The 22,300-nt window shown below is 38.2% G+C and carries 19 protein-coding genes and 1 riboswitch; of the genes, 11 read left to right on the forward strand and 8 right to left on the reverse strand.

Annotation, left to right across the window (positions count from 1 at the left end; translation table 11 throughout):
- Positions 1-105: 105 nt before the first annotated feature.
- The 5 genes from ACHOLT_RS19210 to ACHOLT_RS19230 form a co-directional block, all read right to left on the reverse strand.
- Positions 106-1,293 carry an anaerobic nitric oxide reductase flavorubredoxin gene (locus tag ACHOLT_RS19210; protein WP_425803987.1) on the reverse strand — a complete coding sequence of 396 codons (1,188 nt, stop codon included), beginning with the start codon at positions 1,291-1,293 and terminating at the stop codon, positions 106-108.
- 281 nt (positions 1,294-1,574) lie between these two features.
- Complete coding sequence (locus ACHOLT_RS19215) at positions 1,575-2,822, reverse strand: Nramp family divalent metal transporter (RefSeq protein ID WP_425803989.1); 1,248 nt, start codon at positions 2,820-2,822, stop codon at positions 1,575-1,577.
- Positions 2,819-4,117: a magnesium transporter MgtE N-terminal domain-containing protein gene (locus tag ACHOLT_RS19220; RefSeq protein WP_425803991.1), complete on the reverse strand. Its 1,299-nt coding sequence runs from the start codon at positions 4,115-4,117 to the stop codon at positions 2,819-2,821. The genes ACHOLT_RS19215 and ACHOLT_RS19220 overlap by 4 nt, the downstream gene beginning before the upstream one ends.
- A gap of 239 nt (positions 4,118-4,356) precedes the next feature.
- Positions 4,357-4,589, reverse strand: a riboswitch (M-box (ykoK) riboswitch).
- 157 nt (positions 4,590-4,746) lie between these two features.
- Positions 4,747-5,613, reverse strand: a complete 867-nt coding sequence (locus tag ACHOLT_RS19225; RefSeq protein WP_425803993.1) for a damage-control phosphatase ARMT1 family protein — start codon at positions 5,611-5,613, stop codon at positions 4,747-4,749.
- A 638-nt stretch (positions 5,614-6,251) separates the two neighbouring features.
- Entirely contained in the window at positions 6,252-6,683 is a 432-nt protein-coding gene (locus tag ACHOLT_RS19230; RefSeq protein ID WP_425803995.1) for a metal-dependent transcriptional regulator, read from the reverse strand.
- Between the two features lie 95 nt (positions 6,684-6,778).
- Between ACHOLT_RS19230 and ACHOLT_RS19235 the strand changes: the two genes are divergently transcribed.
- From ACHOLT_RS19235 to ACHOLT_RS19275, 9 genes are all read left to right on the forward strand, one after another.
- Positions 6,779-8,062 carry an Nramp family divalent metal transporter gene (locus ACHOLT_RS19235; RefSeq protein WP_425803997.1) on the forward strand — a complete coding sequence of 428 codons (1,284 nt, stop codon included), beginning with the start codon at positions 6,779-6,781 and terminating at the stop codon, positions 8,060-8,062.
- A gap of 378 nt (positions 8,063-8,440) precedes the next feature.
- Complete coding sequence (locus tag ACHOLT_RS19240) at positions 8,441-9,196, forward strand: hypothetical protein (RefSeq protein WP_425803999.1); 756 nt, start codon at positions 8,441-8,443, stop codon at positions 9,194-9,196.
- A 369-nt stretch (positions 9,197-9,565) separates the two neighbouring features.
- Positions 9,566-10,297, forward strand: coding sequence for a CPBP family intramembrane glutamic endopeptidase (locus tag ACHOLT_RS19245; RefSeq protein ID WP_425804001.1), 732 nt, complete (start codon positions 9,566-9,568; stop codon positions 10,295-10,297).
- 278 nt (positions 10,298-10,575) lie between these two features.
- Positions 10,576-11,436 (forward strand): CPBP family intramembrane glutamic endopeptidase, encoded by an 861-nt coding sequence (locus ACHOLT_RS19250; RefSeq protein ID WP_425804004.1) that lies wholly within the window; start codon positions 10,576-10,578, stop codon positions 11,434-11,436.
- 211 nt (positions 11,437-11,647) lie between these two features.
- A complete protein-coding gene (locus ACHOLT_RS19255) occupies positions 11,648-11,908 on the forward strand; it encodes a DUF4160 domain-containing protein (protein ID WP_425804006.1) in 261 nt (86 codons plus the stop codon).
- Positions 11,909-11,921: 13 nt separating this feature from the next.
- Entirely contained in the window at positions 11,922-12,209 is a 288-nt protein-coding gene (locus tag ACHOLT_RS19260; RefSeq protein ID WP_425804008.1) for a DUF2442 domain-containing protein, read from the forward strand.
- Positions 12,210-13,004: 795 nt separating this feature from the next.
- Positions 13,005-15,518, forward strand: a complete 2,514-nt coding sequence (locus ACHOLT_RS19265; protein WP_425804010.1) for a DUF2339 domain-containing protein — start codon at positions 13,005-13,007, stop codon at positions 15,516-15,518.
- Complete coding sequence (locus ACHOLT_RS19270; protein WP_425804012.1) at positions 15,511-16,662, forward strand: hypothetical protein; 1,152 nt, start codon at positions 15,511-15,513, stop codon at positions 16,660-16,662. The genes ACHOLT_RS19265 and ACHOLT_RS19270 overlap by 8 nt, the downstream gene beginning before the upstream one ends.
- Positions 16,663-16,868: 206 nt before the next feature.
- Positions 16,869-18,128, forward strand: coding sequence for a polysaccharide deacetylase family protein (locus ACHOLT_RS19275; protein WP_425804014.1), 1,260 nt, complete (start codon positions 16,869-16,871; stop codon positions 18,126-18,128).
- Here the strand turns inward: ACHOLT_RS19275 and ACHOLT_RS19280 are convergent.
- Both ACHOLT_RS19280 and ACHOLT_RS19285 read right to left on the reverse strand, forming a co-directional pair.
- Positions 18,125-18,859 carry an ion channel gene (locus ACHOLT_RS19280; protein ID WP_425804016.1) on the reverse strand — a complete coding sequence of 245 codons (735 nt, stop codon included), beginning with the start codon at positions 18,857-18,859 and terminating at the stop codon, positions 18,125-18,127. The genes ACHOLT_RS19275 and ACHOLT_RS19280 overlap by 4 nt on opposite strands.
- A 253-nt stretch (positions 18,860-19,112) precedes the next feature.
- Positions 19,113-19,874 (reverse strand): polysaccharide deacetylase family protein, encoded by a 762-nt coding sequence (locus ACHOLT_RS19285; RefSeq protein WP_425804018.1) that lies wholly within the window; start codon positions 19,872-19,874, stop codon positions 19,113-19,115.
- A gap of 115 nt (positions 19,875-19,989) precedes the next feature.
- Here ACHOLT_RS19285 and crcB point away from each other — a divergent pair, with 115 nt between their 5' ends.
- Both crcB and ACHOLT_RS19295 read left to right on the forward strand, forming a co-directional pair.
- Positions 19,990-20,373 carry a fluoride efflux transporter CrcB gene (gene crcB, locus ACHOLT_RS19290; protein WP_425804020.1) on the forward strand — a complete coding sequence of 128 codons (384 nt, stop codon included), beginning with the start codon at positions 19,990-19,992 and terminating at the stop codon, positions 20,371-20,373.
- Between the two features lie 45 nt (positions 20,374-20,418).
- Positions 20,419-20,742 (forward strand): DUF190 domain-containing protein, encoded by a 324-nt coding sequence (locus ACHOLT_RS19295; protein ID WP_425804022.1) that lies wholly within the window; start codon positions 20,419-20,421, stop codon positions 20,740-20,742.
- 44 nt (positions 20,743-20,786) lie between these two features.
- Here the strand turns inward: ACHOLT_RS19295 and ACHOLT_RS19300 are convergent, their stop codons facing one another.
- Positions 20,787-22,196, reverse strand: a complete 1,410-nt coding sequence (locus ACHOLT_RS19300) for an ATP-binding protein (protein WP_425804024.1) — start codon at positions 22,194-22,196, stop codon at positions 20,787-20,789.
- Positions 22,197-22,300: the final 104 nt, after the last annotated feature.

Raw genomic sequence — 22,300 nt, forward strand, 5'->3', positions numbered from 1 at the left:
TTCAAGTGCCCCAGCGAAACTGCTGTTTCCATTTAAGAAAAACCGAGGCAAAGCCTCGGTCCTTTTATTGTTCTTTGATATCTGAAATTTTCTTACTTAAGTCATCTAAATTGCTGTTCCGATTCGCTTTCCCAGTTCCTCACATTGATTGAGCCCTTCTTCATCCGGAGTCCAAAGCAGCCTGAGCCCTGGATCGACGACTTCAAAACCTGCTTTTTGAAGTTCCTCAGCAATCAATTTCGTATTTTCCCCGCTCCATCCATAACTGCCAAAAGCAGAGGCTTTTTTATTCTTAAACTTCATACCTTTGATCTCTTCTAAGATCCCGGCAACCGACGAAAGGATTCCATTATTGACAGTCGGAGAGCCCACGATGATTCCCTTTGAGCGGAAAGCTTCCAGAACAATCTCCGTCTTATCCGAACGGGCTGAATTATAGAGTTTTACCGTTAAGTCCGGATTCGCTTTACGAAGCCCAGCGGCAATTTCTTCGGCCATCCTGCGCGTGTTGTTCCACATCGTATCATAAATAATGGTGACTTGATTCTCTTGATATTCAGTTGCCCACTCCCTGTACTTTTTAACGATTTGCATAGGGTTGTCCCGCCAAAGAATACCATGGCTCGGACAAATCATCGTTATCGGTAAGGCTAATTTCTCTAATTCGTTAATTTTCCCGACCACCATTTTTCTAAAAGGGGTTAGGATGTTTGCAAAATACTTCATCGCTTCAGTGCTAACTTCATCCTGGTTGACTAGATCATTAAACATATGCTCAGAAGCATAATGCTGTCCAAATGCATCATTACTGAAAAGAATATTATCCCCTGAGAGATAGGAAAACATCGTATCCGGCCAGTGAAGCATTTTGGCTTCAATAAACGTAATTTCACGTTGTCCAAGATTTAAGTGGTCTCCGGTTTTAACCTCAACGAAATTCCAATTTTGATGGTAATGACCTTGAATAATCTTTTTTCCGGCGACCGTACAATATATCGGTGTGTCGGGAATTTCTTGCATTAAATAAGGAAGGGCACCGCTATGATCTACCTCGGAATGCTGCATAATTATGTAATCAATTTGGTTAAGATCAATTTCCTGCTTAAGATTTTCAACAAACTCCTTACCAAAGGGCTGCCAGACGGTGTCGATGAGGACTGTTTTTTCATCATGAATTAAATAGGAATTGTAGGAAGAACCCTTTTGCGTTGAATATTCTTCACCATGAAATTTCCGTAGTTCCCAATCGATTTTGCCGACATAAGTAATATGCTCGTTGATTTTAAAACTCATTGAAAGCGCCTCCTTTTTCATCCATTTCTTTCTTCTTTAGTACTATTTATTTAATCCTTTTCCGTTCACACTTTTCTGATAAGCACCATTCTACAGAGGGGTAAATTATTCCTCCTTAGAATATTATGACTATTTTGTTTTGCCTTCTTAATTAATTTGACCTCTATCTGATTTCTTATCCTAATTTAAATCTTAAAATACAAAAAATTAAAAGCATGAATTCTTCGATCTGAAGAACCCATGCTTAGCAGACTTTACTTTAATATTAACTTGAATATGACTTAAAACACACCTTTCATCAAACCCGGAAAAAGTGTTCCAAGCATTAAAAGAACGGTTAAAACAATTAAAATACCCGTAAAAATCCAGGACACAAGGTTGAAAAAAGGAGTATTGGCATACTCGCCCATGATGCTTTTCTTACTGGCAATAAGAACCATGAAAATTAGAATCGGAGGGAGAAGCATCCCGTTAATGACTTGAGTCAGAAGCATGACGTGATAGAGCGAGAGTCCCGGCCAAAGCACGATAGCTGCCCCCAAAATAATAATCACCGTATATAATCCAAAAAAAGCAGGAGCATCCTGATAGGATTTACTAATTCCATGTTCAAAACCGAAAGCTTCGCAAACCGCGTAAGATGTACTGAGCGGAAGAACAAAGGCAGCCAGGACAGATGCTCCCAGCAACCCAAACCCAAAGAGCAGGCTGGAATACTCCCCGGCTAAGGGCCTTAAAGCAATCGCCACATCTTTCGCAGTTTCAATCGAAATATGGTTCGCAAATAACGTTGTTGCTGTGGCCACGATAATAAAGAAGGCGATAAAGCCCGTGAAAAAAGAACCGATCAAAACATCCCATCGAGTATAGCGATAGTTTTTCGCAGTAATTCCTTTATCCACAACAGAGGCTTGAACATAAAACTGGCCCCATGGTGTAATCGTCGTTCCAATAACACCGATCGCCATGAGCAAGAAGTCAGGAGATTGAGAAAAGCTTGGGGTAACCGACTGTATGAGGACTTCATGCCACGGCGGATTAACGATAAAACCGGAAATAACATAGCTAAAAAAAGTTAAACAAAGGAGCAGAAAAATCTTTTCGATTCGTTCATAATCTGTCTTAATAACCAGCCACCAAATAATAGCAGCAACTAACGGAACGGAAATATATTTGCTTACGCCAAAAATCTCGAAAGCTGTGGCAATACCCGAAAATTCAGAAACTGTAGTTCCCAGATTAGCAACCATTAAAATAGCCATCGCAAACAAGACCCACTTAACACCATACTGTTCACGAATCAGATCCGAGAGACCGCGGCCCGTCGCCGCTCCAGTCCGCGCAGAAATTTCTTGGGCAATTGCTAAAAAGAGGGTACTGACAAGCATCGTAAAAATTAGAGCATATCCATACTTTGCACCCGCTGCAGCATAAGTTGCGATGCCGCCTGCATCATTATCGGCAAAAGCCGTTACAACCCCCGGTCCCATCACCGATAAAAAGAGGGCGATATTGCTTTTCCAGGTCATTCGGCCTGCCCCCTTTTCGCTTGCCTTTTCCGAACAACCAACCAAGAGTCAAGATCACTCTTTCCTCGCTCAGGAATAAGAAGTTCGAGAATGTCATCGACGGTAATAATCCCCAACATTTTATTCTCATCATCGACTACAGGTATAGCCAAAAGGCCGTACTTATTCATCGTATCGGCTACTTTCTCGGTATTTTCTAAGGGATGAGTATGAACAATTTTCTTATGCATTAACTCCTTAAGCTGAGTTGACGGCGGAGCAATAATCAATTCCCGTAAAGAGAGCACCCCTTCCAAGGTTTCCTCATCATCAACAACAAACAAGTAATAAATTGTCTCAGCCTCAGGGGCCAATTCGCGAAGTTTATTGATTGCTTCTTCTGCAGTAAGATGAAGCGGCAAGCCAATATATTCCGTCGTCATAAGTGCTCCTGCCGTATCTTCATTGTACTTCATGAGTTCGCGAACATCTTCCGCATCTTCAGATTCCATCAAGTTCAGAAGTTCTTCCGACTTTTCAGCAGAAAGTTCTCCCAAGATATCCGCAACCTCGTCGGCCGGCATTTCTTCCAAAAGGTCTGAGGCAATATTTTCATCGAGCTGATTGATAACCTCAACTTGAACATCCAACTCCATTTCAGCTAAAGCATCAATCGCCTGTTGAGAGTCCAGGGTATTAATTAAGTCTGTTCTTTCCTTATATCCCAAGGCTTCTAAAAGGTCCGCAATATCCGCGGGATGAAGCTCTCTTAGCTGTTCTTTTTCCCGTGTAATTTGGAGTGCAGAGTTCCTGCTTTCGAGAGGCTTTATATATTGCCAGCCCAAGAAATTATTTTCTATCCTTTTTACGAGAAACTCTGCGCCTAAACGCCGGAATAAACCCCGCAGCCCAATATCTACGGCAACTAAAACCATGAATCGTCTATGATCTCGGGTAATCCAAGAAAGTGTCAGATCATTTACCCGTACAAGTTTTGATCCTTTTAAATCAATAATCTGCTTATCTAAAAGCCATTTCCCGATAAATGTTTCATCCTCTTCGAGCTGATCTGTAATCTCAGGGCTAAATGCAACTGAAAGCTGCACTTCCTCTTGATTAAGCGTTGATACCCTCTCGATTGGAATCAAATCCTGAACCCCTTTGGCAAACTTAATCCCAGTGACATGAGGGGTCAGGCTGTCCCAACGCATAGCCATGTCTTTAACTCGTCCAATGCGGCGTCCTTGAGCATCCCGGATGGGCTTATTCAGGATCTGGCTAAAATAAAATTCGCCTAAAACTTTAACTTCACCCATTTTCCTCCTCCTTACTCCTGGAGTCTGACCTCCATAAACAACGGTGCGGCTCCATTTAATTGACTCATTGTTAACTTTTTTAATCCGTTCTTAAATGTCTCCTGACTGGGGCCAGAATCCATGAAAACCACCTCCTTTAGCCATTCCCAATTTAGGTAAAATAATAAATGCAAAATAAAAAAGCCCTCTAGTAAATAGAAGGCCTTCGCATATCAAGAGAAGAAACGCGAAAATTTTTTGACCTTCCCTAACTCGTTGAGCTTTAGCACTGCATAACGTAGAGGTTTCTCAGCCACCTTAAGTAAAACCTTATGCCGGTAATACCTGTTATACCCATTGGCGTCTCAAACGAAAGTCTGAGCCGTCGTAGCCAAAAAAGAACATTTCTAGCTGTTCTTTTGGAGCAATGTCTCTCGACATTTCCGGGCAGTGGCCTGTGTTTATGCAGGAGCCTCACCTAACAGAGAATTTTTAGTTCTGGTCTATTATATGTCTATTCTCGTTAATCCGTCAATATATTTGGCTAATTTCCTAAGAAAATATCGTTTCTTCTCAATCCTAAGAAAGGTTTCTCGTCTTTTCATCATCATGCGTGTCCGATTATCAAATTTAACCCAAATGAAACTGCCTTAACCCATTGAATTCCTCGCGAAAACCATGTTTCCAAGCTTTACGCCAAGATTTCCTGCAACAATTTCACATTTCGCACGAAGCAGGAAGTAAGTTTTCTCACCTGCTTCTCGGGTCGATTCCAAAGATTCATAATTGGCTTGACCCTTACTGATAATTAAATCAGCCCTGTCCATGGCCTCAATCAATTCTTGAGAACGCTTTCGGACAACAGTTCCAAGATAACCATTGCCATTGCTTATAACATCGGCAACATCATCCATTCCCACCTTGGCAGCATCTTCAAACGTTGCATCATTTAAAATCGCTTGACCTTTAACCACAAAGGTAACGTGAACTCCAAACCTCCGAAGTTCTTCAACAAGAAGCCTATCGAAAGCAATCTCTCCGGAATTATCTCCTAAAATCAGTATTTCACGGGCTTGGTTCAGCCTTTTCTTAAACTCTTTCGAATCATCCCGGGCAAACGTTCCGGATAAAGATTCTTTTAAGGTCTCTTCAATATTATAGTCTGTGATAATTCCTAAGTCGATAATATTGCCGGCTACTGAAACCTGCAAAGCCGTATATAATGGATCCTCGCTCTGCCGAATGCGTTCCCTAAGCTGTGGCAGAAGCGAAAGAGCCTTTTCATTAGCTTCTTTTTTAGCGGATAGAAAAGGATCCTCAATTCCTAAAAGTTCATTCACTTTGCGCAAAACAAGCGTTGAATTTTCAGCAGGTGTTCCCTCCGGGTCAAGTTCGGGAATCATGGGTAAAATTTGATACATCAACTCACGGGACTCCCGCTCTGAAAACTCCGTCTGTGCCGTTGCATTCATGACTTGTCTAAGGTAACAGGGGATACAATCAAGTACTACTTTCACATTTAGAGCCTCCTAGTTTCGACATACAGTAAACCTCTTTAGTATATCGTGTTCTCAGTGTTTCTTCCATAAAGTGAATGACTTTTTAATTGAATAAACAAATTTTTGGCTAGAGAAAAGCCGGGAATAACCCCGGCTTCACTTTAAAATCCGTTTTTTAGAAAATGACACCCAGGGCAATAAGAATTAAAATCGCGATTGCAATAATTCCTACGCCAACGCCAACCCCAACTGGCGGGACAGGCGGGCAACATAAATTGGAAACAGGTCCAATATGAGGCGGAGCGCCAACAGGTGAAATATTGGGAAAATAATATAAATATGGTAATTAAGTGAATAGAACTTCTTCAAGATGTTAACCTTTCCGTTGAACGGCAGCTATTTTAAATTTTGAATTTAATTGTATATCTAAAGCAAGATGGCTCGAACCATTCACAGGTTGAGCCATCTTGCTTTATAAACTTTACCCAGCTATTGCTAGAAGACGATAGTAACAACTTTAAGCTCGGCAACGTATAATAACTCAGAATTTTAATAGAAGTTAGCCCAGGTTAACCTTATTTTACTTCAAAGTTAGTCTTAGTTAACAAATATAGGAGGTGTATTGGCCAAAATTGGTCATGGAAATATCCTAAATTTTAAAGAAGGGTCTCTTTACCCGGCAGATTACTTAGAAATTGAAGAAAGTTAGCATAGAATTCTGAGTTTGACTTCATGAACGTAACAAGAGATTGAATTGACTCAATCGTTGCCAGCGAAAGATAGTGCTCCATCGCCTCAGCTTCTGCAGCAATATCACATTTACTACATATGAGTTCTAAAAATTCCTGCAGCAATTGATTTCTTTTAACAAGAAAACTTCCGAGCACTCTTCCTTTTTCAGTGAGTTCTATTTCCCCATAAGGCTGATAGATGATGTATTGCTGGTCTTTTAGCTTTCGAAATGCCTTTGAAACGGAAGGAAGCGTAACCTTCAGCTTGTTACTTATATCCGACACCCGAACAATTTGGGATGATTGTGAAATACGGTAAATCTCTTCTAAATAATCCTCTAAGCTTGGAGATAACAATGGATGTACCTCCTTTATTTTACCTGTACTTTATCATATCTCCGGCATCGTGTCTTATGATGACTTAATTTTAATTAGAAAGAGGTGCTATTCCAATGAGCGATGGGCTGAATATTCCTAACAAAGTGTCCATTCCAATTCCAGTATATGAGAATAAGTGGAATAGAATTAGATCCACATTTAGTTTTATCGGTCCAGCGTTTATCGTGAGCGTTGCCTATATAGACCCCGGAAATTTTGCCACGAACATAAGCGGAGGCTCAGTTTTCAACTATAACTTAGTTTGGGTCATCCTATGGAGCAATCTCATGGCCATATTTTTACAGAGTCTCTCCGCCAAACTCGGCATCGCAACAGGGCGTAACTTGCCGGAAATGTGTTCTCAGGTCTTTTCTCGAAAGATGAATTGGTTCTTCTGGATTGAGGCTGAGCTCGCAGCCATGGCTACCGACTTAGCAGAATTTTTGGGCGGAACACTGGGTTTATATTTACTCTTTGGGATCCCGCTGATCTATGCAGGCTTTATTACAGGCGCCCTTACCTTTCTCATTGTCTACATGGAAAAGTTCGGGCAGCGCACTGTTGAAGGGATTATTGGCTCACTTGTTGCGATCATTTGTGTTGCTTACACTTTAGAATTATTCCTTGCCAAACCTGACTGGAAAGCCGCTGGGTTACACACTTTAATTCCCTCCTTGCCAAATGGAGAGGCCGTATTGCTTGCAGTAGGAATGCTTGGGGCTACCGTAATGCCGCATGTTATTTATCTTCACTCCCAACTTGTTCAGGCCCGCAATAAAGCAGGATTAAATGACCAACAAAAGCAAAGCCTGTTTCGTATGGAGCGTATCGATATCGCTATTGCGATGAATATTGCGTTTATCGTTAATGCCGCTATGCTTATCGTTTCCGCAGCTGTTTTTTTCCGCAACGGAATGGTCGTCGATTCCATCGAGCAGGCCCATCAATCCCTTACTCCACTTCTCGGTTCTCTTTCCAGCGGAGCTTTTGGCATTGCTCTACTTGCTTCAGGGCTATCTTCTTCAGCGGTCGGAACTTTCGCGGGGCAAACGATTATGAAAGGTTTTGTTGGTCTAAATATCCCAATCAACGTTCGACGCCTGATAACAATGACTCCTGCAATAATCATTATTGCTCTCGGCATTAACCCCATGAGCGCTTTAGTCATCAGTCAGGTCGCCTTAAGTTTTGCCCTTCCTTTTGCGATCATCCCCCTGTTATACATTACCAACCGCAAAAACTTGATGGGCTCTCTTGTTAATAAACCGTTGACCAGGGTTGTAGGGTATGTTATTGCCGGTCTGATTATTGCCTTAAATGCGGTCTTGCTCTATTTGACCTTTACCGGGAAGGTATAACTTCTTAGACCTATCGGGGCTTTCGGTTACAAAATCCTTAGCAGCCTTGATAACATATGTAACTGATCAAAAGGTTTGGGCACTGGTATCCAGTATCCAATTTAACTATCCTTAAGTTCAGGGTTTGAAGTATACAGAGCTCAATATAATAGTTTATTCTGTTCTTAGAAGGATATTTATGTAAAAAACAGAAGACATATATAGTTAGAAATCTACGAACCTATTTCGGGAATACGGTAGTTATACGACAGCGGGGCCGCTCGGGTATACTCGAATGCATAATATTTATAATTGCGATTTTTGGGAATATGTAAGTTGTTATTTATAATGTTGGCCTTGCTTTAGAACAATGCAAAATTGGGAGGAAGAAAAACTATTATGCTAATGAATTATCTTCATATTAACGAAAAATCTTTGAATATGTTTGTTGAACAAATTCCAGCTAAATATTATCCAAAAAAATATAAACGTAAAAAGTCTATAAGTCTCGCAATCTCAGGACCAAAGGTAGAAATGTCTGAAGAACCAGTAGACACTAAGTTGACCAATAATGAGAAAATTCAATTATTAATACAATTTCTCAAGAAAAATGAGATGCTAGACTACGAAAGACCAAAGGAAATGTATGATTTTGCTAATCAGCGAAAAGGATTTGTTCTAGAATCAATGACTGCTACGAAAGTAATTTTCCCAAAAGAATCATTGACAAGTTTGCAGGGTATTGATGAATTTGCATTATGGATTTCAGATCCGAATCCGGATGATATAAGTAATGACCCTTTAGTTTATAATGGAACGTTTTTATATATTACCCAGATGTGGCTTGATGATGGTTGGTATACGCCAATTCATTCGGGCTGTTCGGCTCTCCAAGCAATAGTAAATTACCTTGAGGGTAGACCTATTCTAAATACAATTTTACCAGAAGGTTGTGAGCGTTATGGACGCAGTACCTATGAACATCCTATCAATAAGTTAACAAGAATTGGAGCAATTAAATCAAGCACTAAGAAGATAACGTCATTATATCAAAAACGATATATAACAAATGAACAATGTTATATATTCGCTAACAATGAAACAAGAGTTAACGATTTATTAGGTTATCCAATTTATATCTCAGAAGAAATGTAAGAGACGCTCTCCAATATATAGAAGTATCCTCAAGGGTTTGTTATTTTATGATAGTCTTCGAATAGATTTACTAGTTAAGTCTTTGGCCAATTAAGATAATCTTTGGGGTCAGGCCCCGCCACCGTATAACACGTCCATTCCCGCAACTTAGAAAATATGCATGTAATATGGCGCTGCGGGAATGGCGAGAACGTTAAGTGAAATTGGTCGCGGGGAACGTCGCGCCGTCCTTGGCGAGGATTGAGCAGTTTTGCTTTGTAGTTTATCAAAATACGTATTATTAAAGTAAGTCTATTATGAGCATCTGGGGAAATCCAAGGGTTGGCAATAATGGGAACCTAAACAAACACAAGTGAATTTCTTATTGAGGTGAATGAAATAAAAAAGCACATTTATTTAGCTCAAGCAGCACTTATTATAATAACGATTATTTTATCAATATCATTGGCAAATGCATTTTCGGGAATTAAGTTTTATATATTTTACAATTTGATCTATGGATTATTACTAAGTACGGCACTGCCTTTGTATTTTGCATACAAAAACTGTGAATCTATTAATAATTTTGGCATTAAGAAAATTGGGATACAACAGATAATCGTCCTTGTTACTTTTGACATTATGTCTATCGGCGGTCAATATATTCCATTGATAATAAATTCTACACCTCTTCATTTTGAGTTGATCCCCATATGTATAGTTCCTCTTACGATGACTACTTTTTTTGAAGAATTTCTTTTTAGAGGATTTTTTCAGATTCGGTTTGAAAAACAATATGGATGGTTGCCGGCAATCTTGTTATCCGGTCTTTTGTTCTCAATTTATCATTTGGGATATCCAGGATTTAGAGATTTAGGTGATTTGCTCTTGTTGTTTATAGTGGGTATTGGGTTTGCGGTGGCTTTTAAACTGTCGGATAACAATGTTATTATTTCATATTTTGTTAATCTTCCTAATGCAATTTTGACATATCTTCTAAAAGCAAAACAATTCCCTCCTTTTGACAAATTTACAACAGTGATCGCAGGCGTAACAATTATATTCTTTATTAGCTTCATTGTTTTTTATGAAAAAAATAAAAGGCGATTATACGACAAATGAACATAATGTCATGTTGGAAGATTTCAGACGCGCTTCCCTTTATCCATTTTACTCCAATCATCAGGAATGGCCTTTCGGGATTTGAGGAGTCGCCGTCCATGGCGACTGCTGAATATGGGGGCGACCAACTTCACTTAACAGAGTATCGCCAACACCTTGAATAGATGAATGTGGTTGGGACGCGCGGCATAGGGATGAGTTATGTGAAATCGCGCGCAGTGACGCCACATCGTGTGACGGATTTTTAAGTTCTTATTTATTGTTAAGGAGTCGAGATAGTGAGTGAAGGAAGAATAGAGAGCGAGAATGTTTTTAAAGCTATGAAGATTAGATGGCCCATATTTGTTTTATCAATTGCTTTAATTTTATCAACGTTTTTTGAGAAGTATCTGAAGATTGACAGTGAGATATTATACTATTTATTATCTGGAATCTTTATTATTTGGATTGCAAAAAGAAATAAAATGAATATTAAGAACCTTGTAGGAAAGTTGCCTAATTTTAAGGATAATATTAGTCCTTTTGGAGTTTTTATTTGTGTATGCATATTTAGCGTTGCTAGCCTTTTAATTATATTCTTTTTAATGACATTCCTAATTGATATAAATAGAGTTGTTGGTTTAAACAGCGAGGTATTTTCAAAAATTCATACTGTAAAACAAACACAATCATTAACAAAAATAATATTAACAGTAATTGACCCAATATTATTAGCACCAGTTTTTGAAGAAATATTTTTCAGAGGGATACTTCTTCACCGACTATCCGAAAAATTTAATAGTATTCGAATTGGTATTTTTCTTAGTTCAGTATTATTTGGAATTCTTCATTTATGGGGATTTTTTGGAGCTTTTATTTTTGGTGTTTTTACAAGTGTGATTTATATTAAAACTAAAAAACTCTTAGTTCCTATTCTGTATCATAGTTTGTATAATTCATATAATGTGCTGATGATGTTTAATAGCACATCAAATAATAGCGAGATTGATTTTTCTGAGATTGGTATAGTGAGAATGGCTTTTCTCATATTTGGTTTTATTGGTATTTCATTAACAATTCCATTTATTTTTAGATATGTGCGTAAGAATATATCAGAATCAAATAACAAGTTGCCATATTTTATTAATTCGTTAGATTAAGGACCGACGTCCTGTCCTGTTGGCGTCTGAATCTGGGGCACGCGACTTCACATAACAGCGTTTTCCTGTAACTTTACCAATATGCATGTGATTAGGACGCTACAGGAAAACGCGAGACGTTATCTCGAATCGGAATTTCGAAGCAGACTACATGGGATTATTTTCAAATTGAGTTTCTTTAGGTTATAATTAACTAACGAGGTGTTACTGGATGCCAATAATAAGTGAATTTTACGGTATAAAGATTATGATGTTTTGGAATGATCATTATCCGCCACATTTCCATGCGGAGTATGGTGAAAACAAGATTTTAGTAGATATTGAAAGCGCCACGGTATTGAAAGGGATCTTCCCTTCAAAACAACTTAAGCTAGTACTTGCTTGGTGCGAGATTCATAAGGATGAATTGATGACCAATTGGGAGAATGGAAAGGGCAATAATCAGTTTATTAGAATCAATCCGTTGATTTAAGGGGGTACTATAAGTGTTTCATAAAGTTTTGCAGGTAGTGCCGACTGATGATTACAAAGTATATATTTATTTTGAAGATGGGAAGATCAAACTATTTGATGCTTCGGAGTTAATAAAAAAGGGAGTCTTTCAGCAACTCCAGGATATTGAATTGTTTAAGAATTCCTGTACTGTTCTTAATGACACTTTAGCTTGGGACTTATCCGGTAATTTTGATCCCTATAATTGTTTAGACTTAGATCCTGAGGAACTTTATAATTCTTGTCCAGATGTAAAAGAACCAATTGAAAATATAATTTAGCAACATGAGGTCGACAGATAGAGTTGGCCTCATCTTTTTATAGCATGTGTCTGGGGCTTCCGACTCCAGATAACAGAGTATTGCCGAAACTAGGAAAGATGGATGTGGTTGGGATGCTTCGACAAAACGCGAGACGTTATCTGCCATGTTGGTGGTGGCGCGGCTGTCCTGGCTGTTAGATAATTTCGGATGATAGTTTTGAAAGGTTCGGTTATGAAGAATTTTGTAAAGTTGAATATGTTCAGTGCACTATACGCTCTGGCTTTGTTAATTGAAATAGAACCCATGGGAAATGTTTACCGAATTTCTAGAGTTACTAATTGGTCGCTGAATAGGACTAATTCGATTATTTTATTATCTGACTTGTTTTTATTTATTATATCGTCAATATTATTTTTTCTTTTTTCAAGAAGGTATTTAAATATTGGGAAATTAAAATGTTGGGTGTCACTGCTTTGGACCCTTATTTCGCAATTTTCACCTATTGTTTTAATTTTTTGTTCCCTTTGACAAATCCGGGAGATGATCCTGCTCCGGTATTAGGACTTATCTTAATAGCTATTTTTTGCATTTATCCATTTTATATTGCCATCATCAATGTAATCGCCTCTAAGACTGAAGATAATTGTAATAATAACGCCGCGGGAACACAAAACGTTAAATGAAATTGATTGAAAAGCCGCGTCGTCCTAACGCGGTTCAGTTGAGTGAGTCAAAAGTTATGAAACGACTACGAAAACGCCTTTATGTATTAGGCAATTTGGAGGTGGATGAAAGATGGCTATGACGGATAAATTGAAAGATATTGCAGCAAGGCAGAAAGAAATTTCCTTGGAACTTGAAAGTGAATGGCAGAATATATCTAACAATGATTTAACCAAGGAAAATGATGCTTTAAAGAACGAATTGGAGAAAGTAAAAAGTGATTTGGCCAATGCCGAAAAGAATCTTAAAGTAATATCTGACGAAAAAAATCAACTCAAAAATGCCCTTTATGAACAAATCTATAATGAGAAAATTTCAATCTTAAAAATGTCTTCAACGAAAACCGAGATTTATTTTAAATCTAACATCGAGAATGAAGTAAATCGCTTAACGGCGTTTGAAAACCGTGTTAAATCAAGGATAGATGATTTGGCCGCTACTCTTAAATTAAATAATATAGATATTAACGAGGATATTTATAAAAGACTTGATGAGCTTACTTTATTGACTAACCAAAAGATAACGCAAGCGAGGGCAGATATTGCTAAAACAACAGGAGTATATTCAGAAAATGAAGCTGACGAATTCGAAAAGCTAAGAAACGAAGAAATAAGCGAAGGACAAATTAAAGAACTATATAGGAAAAACAATATTGAAACTTTTGTAGGCCTTAACATTATCAATAAACTGGGGATTTTTTTAGTGGTTATTGGTGTTATTGCTGCCTCGCAATTTGTTTATTTCAGACTAACTGATATCTTGAAGGGTATTATGATGTTCTCCTTAGGCATCTTAATGCTGGCAGGAGGAGAATTCTTAAACCGGAAAAAGCCAAATGTTTTTTCGTTGGGGATAACGGCAGGCGGTATTGCGGTTTTATTTGCTGCAATATCTATAAGCTACTTTAGACTCCATATTCTAACCATGTATCCTGCGCTATTAATTTGTGTGCTTATCACGGCTGCAGCATTTTTACTGTCACAGTGGTATAACTCTCAGACAATCGCCGCTTTTGCCTTTATAGGCGGGTATTTGCCGATGTTCTCAATATCGGGGAATCTTACCCTTATGAATTACGCAATGCTTTATTTTGTCGTGCTTAACTTACTAGCCTTACTGCTTTCCTTTAAAAACAAATGGATAATTTCAACATATATTGGCTTGTTTTTTAATATTTTCGGAACGATATATTTGTTGGCTAACATTACATACATGTTATTACATAAAAACTTCGGTATTAACCATATCGGTGTCATACTATATGTCTTGTTTGCTTTTATCATTTACACTTTGGTTCCTGTGTTAGGCAATTATTTCAATAAACTTAAGTTTCAAAAAGCAGATATTATATTGTTGGGCATCAACACTTTTATAAGTGCAATCATCTTGTATGGAGTTTTTTATACATTCAATTTGGATGATTTTACCGGACTGCTTGCTATAGCCTTTGCTATTGCCTATTTGTTTTTTGGCAGGTTCATTGAAGCTAAATTTAAAAACGAAAAAAATGCGCAAGCCTTATTTTATCTAACAAGTTTGGCATTTGTGATATTGGTCATACCTTTCCAATTTGGCAAGACGTGGCTATCACTTGGCTGGTTAGTGGAAGGGGTTGCCTTGACAACCTACGGGATATTGAGGAACGAAAAAAACCTCCAAAAAGGCGGCTATGTGATAGATCTATTATGCGTGTTTTCGTTTATTTTCTTCGATCTGTTTATCGGACTGGACGACTTATTTGCCTATAAATATTTGGCACTGACGCTTGGAAGTTTAATTATTCTATGTGCGTATATTTATAAGAGGATATTGAACAGCAAAACACAAAAGGTATATAAATATGTCACAGTAGTGAATCTGTGGATTTATTTGCTGTACATTTCATTTGAAGTTTATAAGTTAATTCAGCCAAAACTATTGACTTCATTTTATTCGGCAGAATATCTGACGCAATCCCTCGCTGTCATATTTACCTTTTTGATTGCGTATGTTGCGCCACGAATCAGAGTATTAACCGATTCTTACATGAAGATTATTTCGTTATCCTTATACGGGATGGGGATCCTTTGCCTTTTTGCCATGAATATGTTTGAATCTGTCTTTTATCTTTATCCGCGGGGCTTATTTGTTCAGGAAATACCCCTTAGTGTCCAAGTCATAGGAAGCTTCATCATCGTAATTATGGGCCTCTTATCTTTATTTGCGCTCAGGGAATTAATAAAATGTATTGTCATGGATAAAAAGATTGGTATTGAGTGGTATCCCTTGATAATTTCCGCTTATTTTGTACTTATTCTTACGCAAAACTTAATAACTCAATACAGCGTAGCTTTCTCAAGTGTAGCTATAAGTATAATTTATGTACTAACCGCACTATCCTGGATAATATTCGGTTTTATAAAAAGGTACATATTAATCAGAAGATTTGGACTTGGGATTTCATTAGCAGCAGTTGCCAAACTATTTATTGTTGATCTAGCCTTCTTAACGCAAGGATATAGAATATTTTCCTATTTCATTCTTGGCATTACGCTGATTGCCATATCCTTTGTCTACCAATATTTCGATAAAAGACTGGAGCCAAAAGGAGCTTTGAATGATTAAGAGGGTTTGTGGAATTACTTTTTTTCTAATATTTTTTATTAATTCAACGGTGTTTGCCCACACGGCTATGGTCGATAATACCGGCAGCAATAAATATAAATCAGTGCGGTTAACTCCCGAAATTTATAATAATGCCAATAGTGATTTGAGTGATATTTTAATTAAAAATCAAGATGGAGATAATATTCCATATTTTATAAATACGAGTAATCCAACGTCTTATCATAATACAGTCAATTATCCAATGTCGCTGATCAATTCATATTCGAAAGATGATGCTTTCTACTTTGATTATAAAGTTGTCAATTTACCGGACAAGGATATCATTTCTACTTCTATTGAATTAGCAACAGGAAAAACGAATTTTGCTAAAAGTATCGAGGTTTTTGGAAGTTATGATAATCTGCAGTGGGAGAAGATACAGGATGATAGTATATATAGCGTTGACAGCAAAAAGAAACTTACCATCAACTTTAATAAGCCGCAAAAGTTCACTTACTTTCGATTTAAACTGGCTAATAACTTAGAGAAGATTGCTTTTGATGAAGTAAAATTGATTTATAATGTTTCAACTTATGAGGAAAGTGACTTTATAGAAGATTTTACCCCTAAATATCAAGTGGAAAATAAAGATAACATAACTTATATAAGGCTAAAGGGACTTAAAAATTTAAAGCTTACAGATATTACCGTTTTATCCGGTAGCATGTTCAAAAGAATGATGAGAACGCCTTTTGGAGATAAGGAAATATACAATCTGTCCTTTAATGGGATATCCTATGTGGATACGACAATTCCTTTAAATCGGAGGATTCCGTCGGATGATACTTTAGAATTAAGAATAGAGAATAATGATGATAAGCCAATCAGCATTAATGGAATAAGTGTAAAATATCATGCTGATGAAATTGTTTTTAGCGGAGAGGGAAGTAATAGCTTCAAACTCTGTTTTGCCAAAGATGACAGTAAAAAAGCACCAATATATGATATCACCTCTTATAAGCAAGAAATTCTCAAGGAGAAAATAGATAGATTAGCAATAAAAAATATTGAATTGGATGTTCCTCAGGAGACAAAACAGTATGACTATAAGATTATTTTTAACATTGTTATTGCAATTACAACAATTCTTTTGGGGGAATAATATTACTGAAGCTTAAGAAGAGATGAGAAGATCTTTGTGTTTCTAGACATTTATTTAAAGAGCATCTTTCGGAACATTATGGGACATGTCATTTCAATATGTTATATCCTGGGATAGAACGATATAATATAAGGGAAAGCTTCTTTAAGATGGAGTAAATCTCCATCTTTTCAGTTTGACTAAGTTCAGAAGAGGGGAATTAAAGCATGAACGATCTTATTTTTTTACCGATCCTCATTCTCCTTGTTCTCCTTGCCTATACCTTAATTCCTGATCTTTTTATCCACCGATTAGGCATAGGCAGCTGGAAAAGGCATTATCAGCCTGGAGTTGCTCTGACCTTTGATGATGGGCCAAATCCGCTTTATACCCCCGCTCTTCTTGATTTACTCGATCAGTATAAAACAAAAGCGACCTTCTTTCTTGTGGGAGAAAGAGCCGCTCAATATCCGGAACTTGTCCGTGAAATTCAAAAACGCGGTCATCAGCTAGGTGTTCACTGTCAGGTTCATCAGCATGCCTGGTTGATGAGCCCCTGGAAAACCTGGAAAGTATGGAATGAAGGGATCTCAACCTTAGAACAGGTCACAGGCTCCCCTATCGAATATATCCGTCCTCCGTGGGGAACCTTTAATCTTTTGACCCTACTTTGGTTCAAACGCCATAAACGCCGTGCGGTGCTTTGGACAGCTGAAGGTCATGACTGGGATATCCGCAGAACACCGGAACAAATTGCTCAACGTATTCTCAATAAGATAGAAGAAGGAGGAATTATCGTTCTTCATGACAGCGGAGGCGATGATGGAGCTCCCGAACATACCTTGCAGGCCCTAAGAATCTTGCTGCAAAAGATACCTGAGGTAAAAAAGCTCCCTCTTCTTCCGCTTTCTCTTCCGGAGTGGAGCGGATTACACCGGTTAACCTACCGGCTTTGGGAAAAGTGGGAAAGCTATTATGCGCATAGAAACCGTATCGCTCGAATTAACACAACCAGCCTCTTTCGTATAAGTAAAATCAAATATAAAGGTCCGGATCTTATCGGTGACGACGGGACTGTGCTTGCCCATGAAGGAGATATTGTCGGAGAACTTCACTTAGACAATACCCGCTTGCAGATCAAGCAAACCGATTCACAGAAAATTGGCATTGAGGCCTTACGCCTGGCTCGAGCTTCACTTCCTGTACTTGCCGACTATATTGCTCAAAGCCTTGAATACCAGGATATTAATGTATTTGTTGGTCTCACTTTACTGAACCGCGGGGCCAAGGGGTTAGGCTTTAAGGTTCAAAATGTCCCCATCAGTCCCTTTGTTCGCTGGGTCGGAATACTCCAAAAAATAATCATGCGTGTTTATCATCCTCAAGGTAAAACACATCGCATGACTCGTTTGGGGGAACCCAAAATTATTTGGATTAGCAAAGATGCCCTCCTTAAGCGTTGGTCATCCTTATCTTCCAATGCCTAAGGGGAAGCAAAGAAAACAATCCCCATTGTAAAGATATAAATAAAGAATAAAACTTCCATACTTACAAGAATTCTCGAACCATTGCTGACAGGAGCAAAGTCTCCCATACTTGCAGTAGCAAAGGTCGTTATACTGAAATAGACGAACGTCATAAGTTCGGTCACTATATCATTGCCGATGTGATCTCCGGTAAAACTCTCAGGAACCAAGTGATATTCAAGGATGTAAGCCGCTGCAAAATAAAGAATTAATACACTGATCGCAGAGGAAACTGGAATAAATGCACTGATGATATGCCCGTTAGCCGCGGTCAACACCCTAAACACATAATAAGAAACACCCGCAGTTGCAATGATTGAATAAATTACTACTACGGCAGACCCTAAGCGTGGATTTCGAGTCTCGACAACGCTCTCTGAATATGACGTCTCATCTGGAGACAGCATATCAATATTTTGAGTTTCATCATTGTCACTCTTCCAGCTCTTATGGTTAAACATTAAAAGGAGTAAAAAAGAGGCCCCCGTTCCAACAATAGCGGGAAGTAAAGGCCAAATATCTGCAGCAACAATCTGGCGCTCTGAAACCCCATATCCAGAGTACTCAGAAGGGCTTAAAGGGTTATTCGTATTTAAATTCATATCAAAAGAAGGTGGAGAAGGAGTTTGTCCGTGTAATGGATACCACATATGCGGTGGATATTGGCCCTTCATTTCGTCCCACCGAGTCATCCCTCAACTCTCCCTTCGTCATCGTTCATATATACCATTTTATTCCATTGTGCATCCTCATGTTCTTATTCTTATCAAAAACAGCTCCGTGCAAAATATTTTGAATAGCCTTTCCTAAGACCTCGTAACCAACTAAAATATAAGCACTTAAATAAACCAAGTATTCCAAAACATAATAGGAAACTTTTATTTCACTTGGAAACTTAAATTTTGCCGAACTTCATTTAAGATAAAAAGCCATAATCAACTATAATTAAGGCGTTCCCGTTTTATAAGTGGGGATCTGAGTGCTCGATCCTTCAAAACGCTGCAGCTCAGATAGCGTTACAAAGTGATACCCGTCATTTCGTAAACGATCAATGATAATTTTAAGGGCCTCTGCTGTTTGTTGACGCTTTTCTCCACCATCATGAAGCAGGATAATCGCTCCTGGGAAACTACTATCCACTACATTCTGAACAATTCGGCTCACTCCCGGATTACGCCAATCCCGGCTATCAATACTCCATAACGTCAGAACGTGCCCCTTTGCTTTTACGTCCTGGAGGACTGCCTTTGATACAAATCCACCTGGGGGTCTATAATAATGCGTATGCTGATGAAGCGAGTTATAAATCACTTCATCAGTCTTGGCTAATTCCCGAACTGTAAGGCTTGTGCTATATATATGAGAATAACCATGGTTTCCAATTTCATGTCCGTCCTGATTAATTTGCATAAGCAACTCCGGATATAATTTTACATTTTCACCAAGCACAAAAAAAGTAGCCTTAACATTTTTCTCTTTCAACACCTCAAGTATTTGTTTTGTATAATTGGGATCAGGACCATCATCAAACGTCAAAGCCACCACTTTCTCCTGTGTATGCACCATCGAATAAGTTCCCGGTGCGCGCACTAATGAAGGAACAGTAACGTTTCTGCTTGTAAAACTAATTCCCAATATAATCAATATAAAAATAAAAAGAAACAAGGGCATTCTTTTCCGATTAATAAGCAAGAACCTCACTTTCATCCCTCCTGTTCTGCCTACCTTAAAACTATATGCTTTAAAATTATCTCTATACCCTTTTCAAATCTTAGAGTTTGACGAAAAAGTTAGGATACTATAAAATAATTGTGTTAAGGGTGTGATTACTATCAGTGAACTATGGGTTATTAGCATTGGCGGAGCTTTAGGGACCATAACACGTTATCAATTAGGGTTGTGGATATCCGGCAAATGGAATCAGGGCTTTCCGCTTCATACATTTTTAATTAATATTACCGGAGCCTTTTTACTGGGCTTTCTGAACACACTTTTTATCGAACGTCTAACGTTGAGTCCACTTTGGCGTTTAGGAATCGGCGTCGGCTTTCTTGGGGGGTATACAACCTTCTCGACCTTTGGTTATGAAGCCATTACTCTTCTTGAAGGAGGCAGCTACGGCACTGCTGCCGCTTATACTCTTTTTACTATTTTCTTTGGTTTTATTGGAGTTGCTTTAGGAATAGGGCTTGCTCGTATACTCTAGCTCTGTAAAGACTTTTCGAATGATTATTCTTAGGAGGCTTTGAAAATGCATGGAAACGCAAAACTTCTCAAAGTCTATGTTGGCGAAAACGAACGATATAAAAATAAGCCCCTTTATCAATATTTGATAAAATGGCTTCATGAAGAAAAAATTGCCGGAGTAACCATTACTCGTGGGATTGAGGGCTATGGTCAGGACAAAGTTGTTCATACTGCTCGGCTTTTGGAGCTATCCGCTGACCTTCCTATTGTTCTGGAAATCGTAGATACAACAGAGAATATTGAAGGTATTCTTCCCCAGCTTTGTCAGCTTGTCCCTAAAGGACTTATCTTTACTACAGATATATTTGTTCATAAATACGGAAAATAATACTCAATAAAAGAGTTCGAATCAAAATGATTCGAATTTTTTTATTAGGCGTTCAATTTCCCGAAGTTTTGTGATCGTTTAAAATGCACAAAAAAAGTTGTACCCTTGGGAGTAGATTGGACTTGAATCACAGCATGATTGCGCAAGGCAATACTGTAACACATCGCTAAGCCTAAGCCAGTTCCATTTTCTTTCGTACTGATGAAAGGAGTACCTAGATTTTCCAGCATCTCAGAATCCATTCCCATGCCAGTATCGTGTACGCTTAAGATAACTTCGTCTCCCGAATACGAGGTTTTAATCAGCAAATGCCCGCCACTGTGCATTGCCTCGATCGCATTACGCGCTAAATTGATAATCAGTTGTCGAATTTCTTTCTCATCCACTTCAAGAAAGGGAAGTTCTACACTTTGAATTTCAAACGTCTGATTGGAAAGAACTGCATTTGCTTCAATAAGCGGTCTTAAGCTATTAATAATTTGATTTAGGTCTATTTTTTTAGGCCGAATGGGTCTATTTTTGGCTAATAAGAGAAATTCGGTAATAATACTATTGGCACGATCCAACTCCTGAATCATGAGTTGAAAATATTCCTTGTAATTTTGGCTTTCCATTTTTTTAGACAGGACTTGCAAGAATCCCCTAACCGTTGTTAAGGGGTTCCGAACCTCATGCCCCATCCCTGCAGCCATTTCACCAACTAGATTTAAGCGTTCGAGCCGGGCCGCGTCTTTTTCATATTTTTTATATTCTGTTAAATCAATACTTAGGCAAATAAACTCATATTTCCTAATCTCAAAAATAGGAAGGATGATAAATAGAATAGTCCGATTATTTCCCTGCTTATCGCAGCAGAGCCACTCCCTAGGTTTAATTTTAATCCCTTGTATTAATTCCTTAAAATTATTAAGAATGATTTTGAAGCTTTCTTGATCAAACATCAACTGATCTAAAGACTTTTCGAAAACCTCGGCAGAACTCCATCCGAAGATCTCTTCGGAGGCCCGATTCAAATAAAGAACTTTACCATTCTGATCACAGATTTGAATTCCTATGTTAGCAATCCGATCAAAAATAGTTTTTAAGCGCTTCTGCTCTCCCAATAAATCCTTCATTTTCTGTTCTAATAATTTTATTCGATTGAATTCCATTTCCCCATAGATCTCCAAACCACTTTTTGCATAATCAAGCGCTGCGTTAACCTTTTCCGCTGTTTTAGACTCTTCGTTAATAGTCTGACCAAGAATCAGCATTGCAATTGTGTCTCCTCCTATGCTAATCGGAGCACGCGCAGTTGTAATTCCATGGCTGCAACTTCTTTTCCATCCAGCCGTTAAGATAAAATTCCCCTCTAAATCAATAATTGCAGAGGGAATACCCGTTAATCGAAAAAACTTCAGCATTAATTCTTTTATCTTCGGCTGGTCAAAAAGCTCAATAAACGTGTATTTCATATTTCCCCCTGCTTTCTGACTATGTGATCTTAGCAAATGGTATAATTCGCCATAAATTCCAAAAATCCTTTGCATTTTTGGAATTTATGTTGCTGTTTTTACAT

It is taken from the genome of Desulfitobacterium nosdiversum (assembly GCF_049860565.1).
In the GTDB taxonomy this organism is placed as follows: domain Bacteria; phylum Bacillota; class Desulfitobacteriia; order Desulfitobacteriales; family Desulfitobacteriaceae; genus Desulfitobacterium_A; species Desulfitobacterium_A nosdiversum.

Coding starts and splice junctions, on each gene's coding strand:
- ACHOLT_RS19275 (WP_425804014.1), top strand. CDS start 16,869: ATGAACGATCTTATTTTTTTACCGATCCTCATTCTCCTTGTTCTCCTT.
- ACHOLT_RS19240 (WP_425803999.1), top strand. CDS start 8,441: ATGCTAATGAATTATCTTCATATTAACGAAAAATCTTTGAATATGTTT.
- ACHOLT_RS19255 (WP_425804006.1), top strand. CDS start 11,648: ATGCCAATAATAAGTGAATTTTACGGTATAAAGATTATGATGTTTTGG.
- ACHOLT_RS19270 (WP_425804012.1), top strand. CDS start 15,511: ATGATTAAGAGGGTTTGTGGAATTACTTTTTTTCTAATATTTTTTATT.
- ACHOLT_RS19215 (WP_425803989.1), bottom strand. CDS start 2,822: ATGACCTGGAAAAGCAATATCGCCCTCTTTTTATCGGTGATGGGACCG.
- ACHOLT_RS19210 (WP_425803987.1), bottom strand. CDS start 1,293: ATGAGTTTTAAAATCAACGAGCATATTACTTATGTCGGCAAAATCGAT.
- ACHOLT_RS19220 (WP_425803991.1), bottom strand. CDS start 4,117: ATGGGTGAAGTTAAAGTTTTAGGCGAATTTTATTTTAGCCAGATCCTG.
- ACHOLT_RS19285 (WP_425804018.1), bottom strand. CDS start 19,874: ATGAAAGTGAGGTTCTTGCTTATTAATCGGAAAAGAATGCCCTTGTTT.
- ACHOLT_RS19300 (WP_425804024.1), bottom strand. CDS start 22,196: ATGAAATACACGTTTATTGAGCTTTTTGACCAGCCGAAGATAAAAGAA.
- ACHOLT_RS19280 (WP_425804016.1), bottom strand. CDS start 18,859: ATGACTCGGTGGGACGAAATGAAGGGCCAATATCCACCGCATATGTGG.
- ACHOLT_RS19235 (WP_425803997.1), top strand. CDS start 6,779: ATGAGCGATGGGCTGAATATTCCTAACAAAGTGTCCATTCCAATTCCA.
- ACHOLT_RS19295 (WP_425804022.1), top strand. CDS start 20,419: ATGCATGGAAACGCAAAACTTCTCAAAGTCTATGTTGGCGAAAACGAA.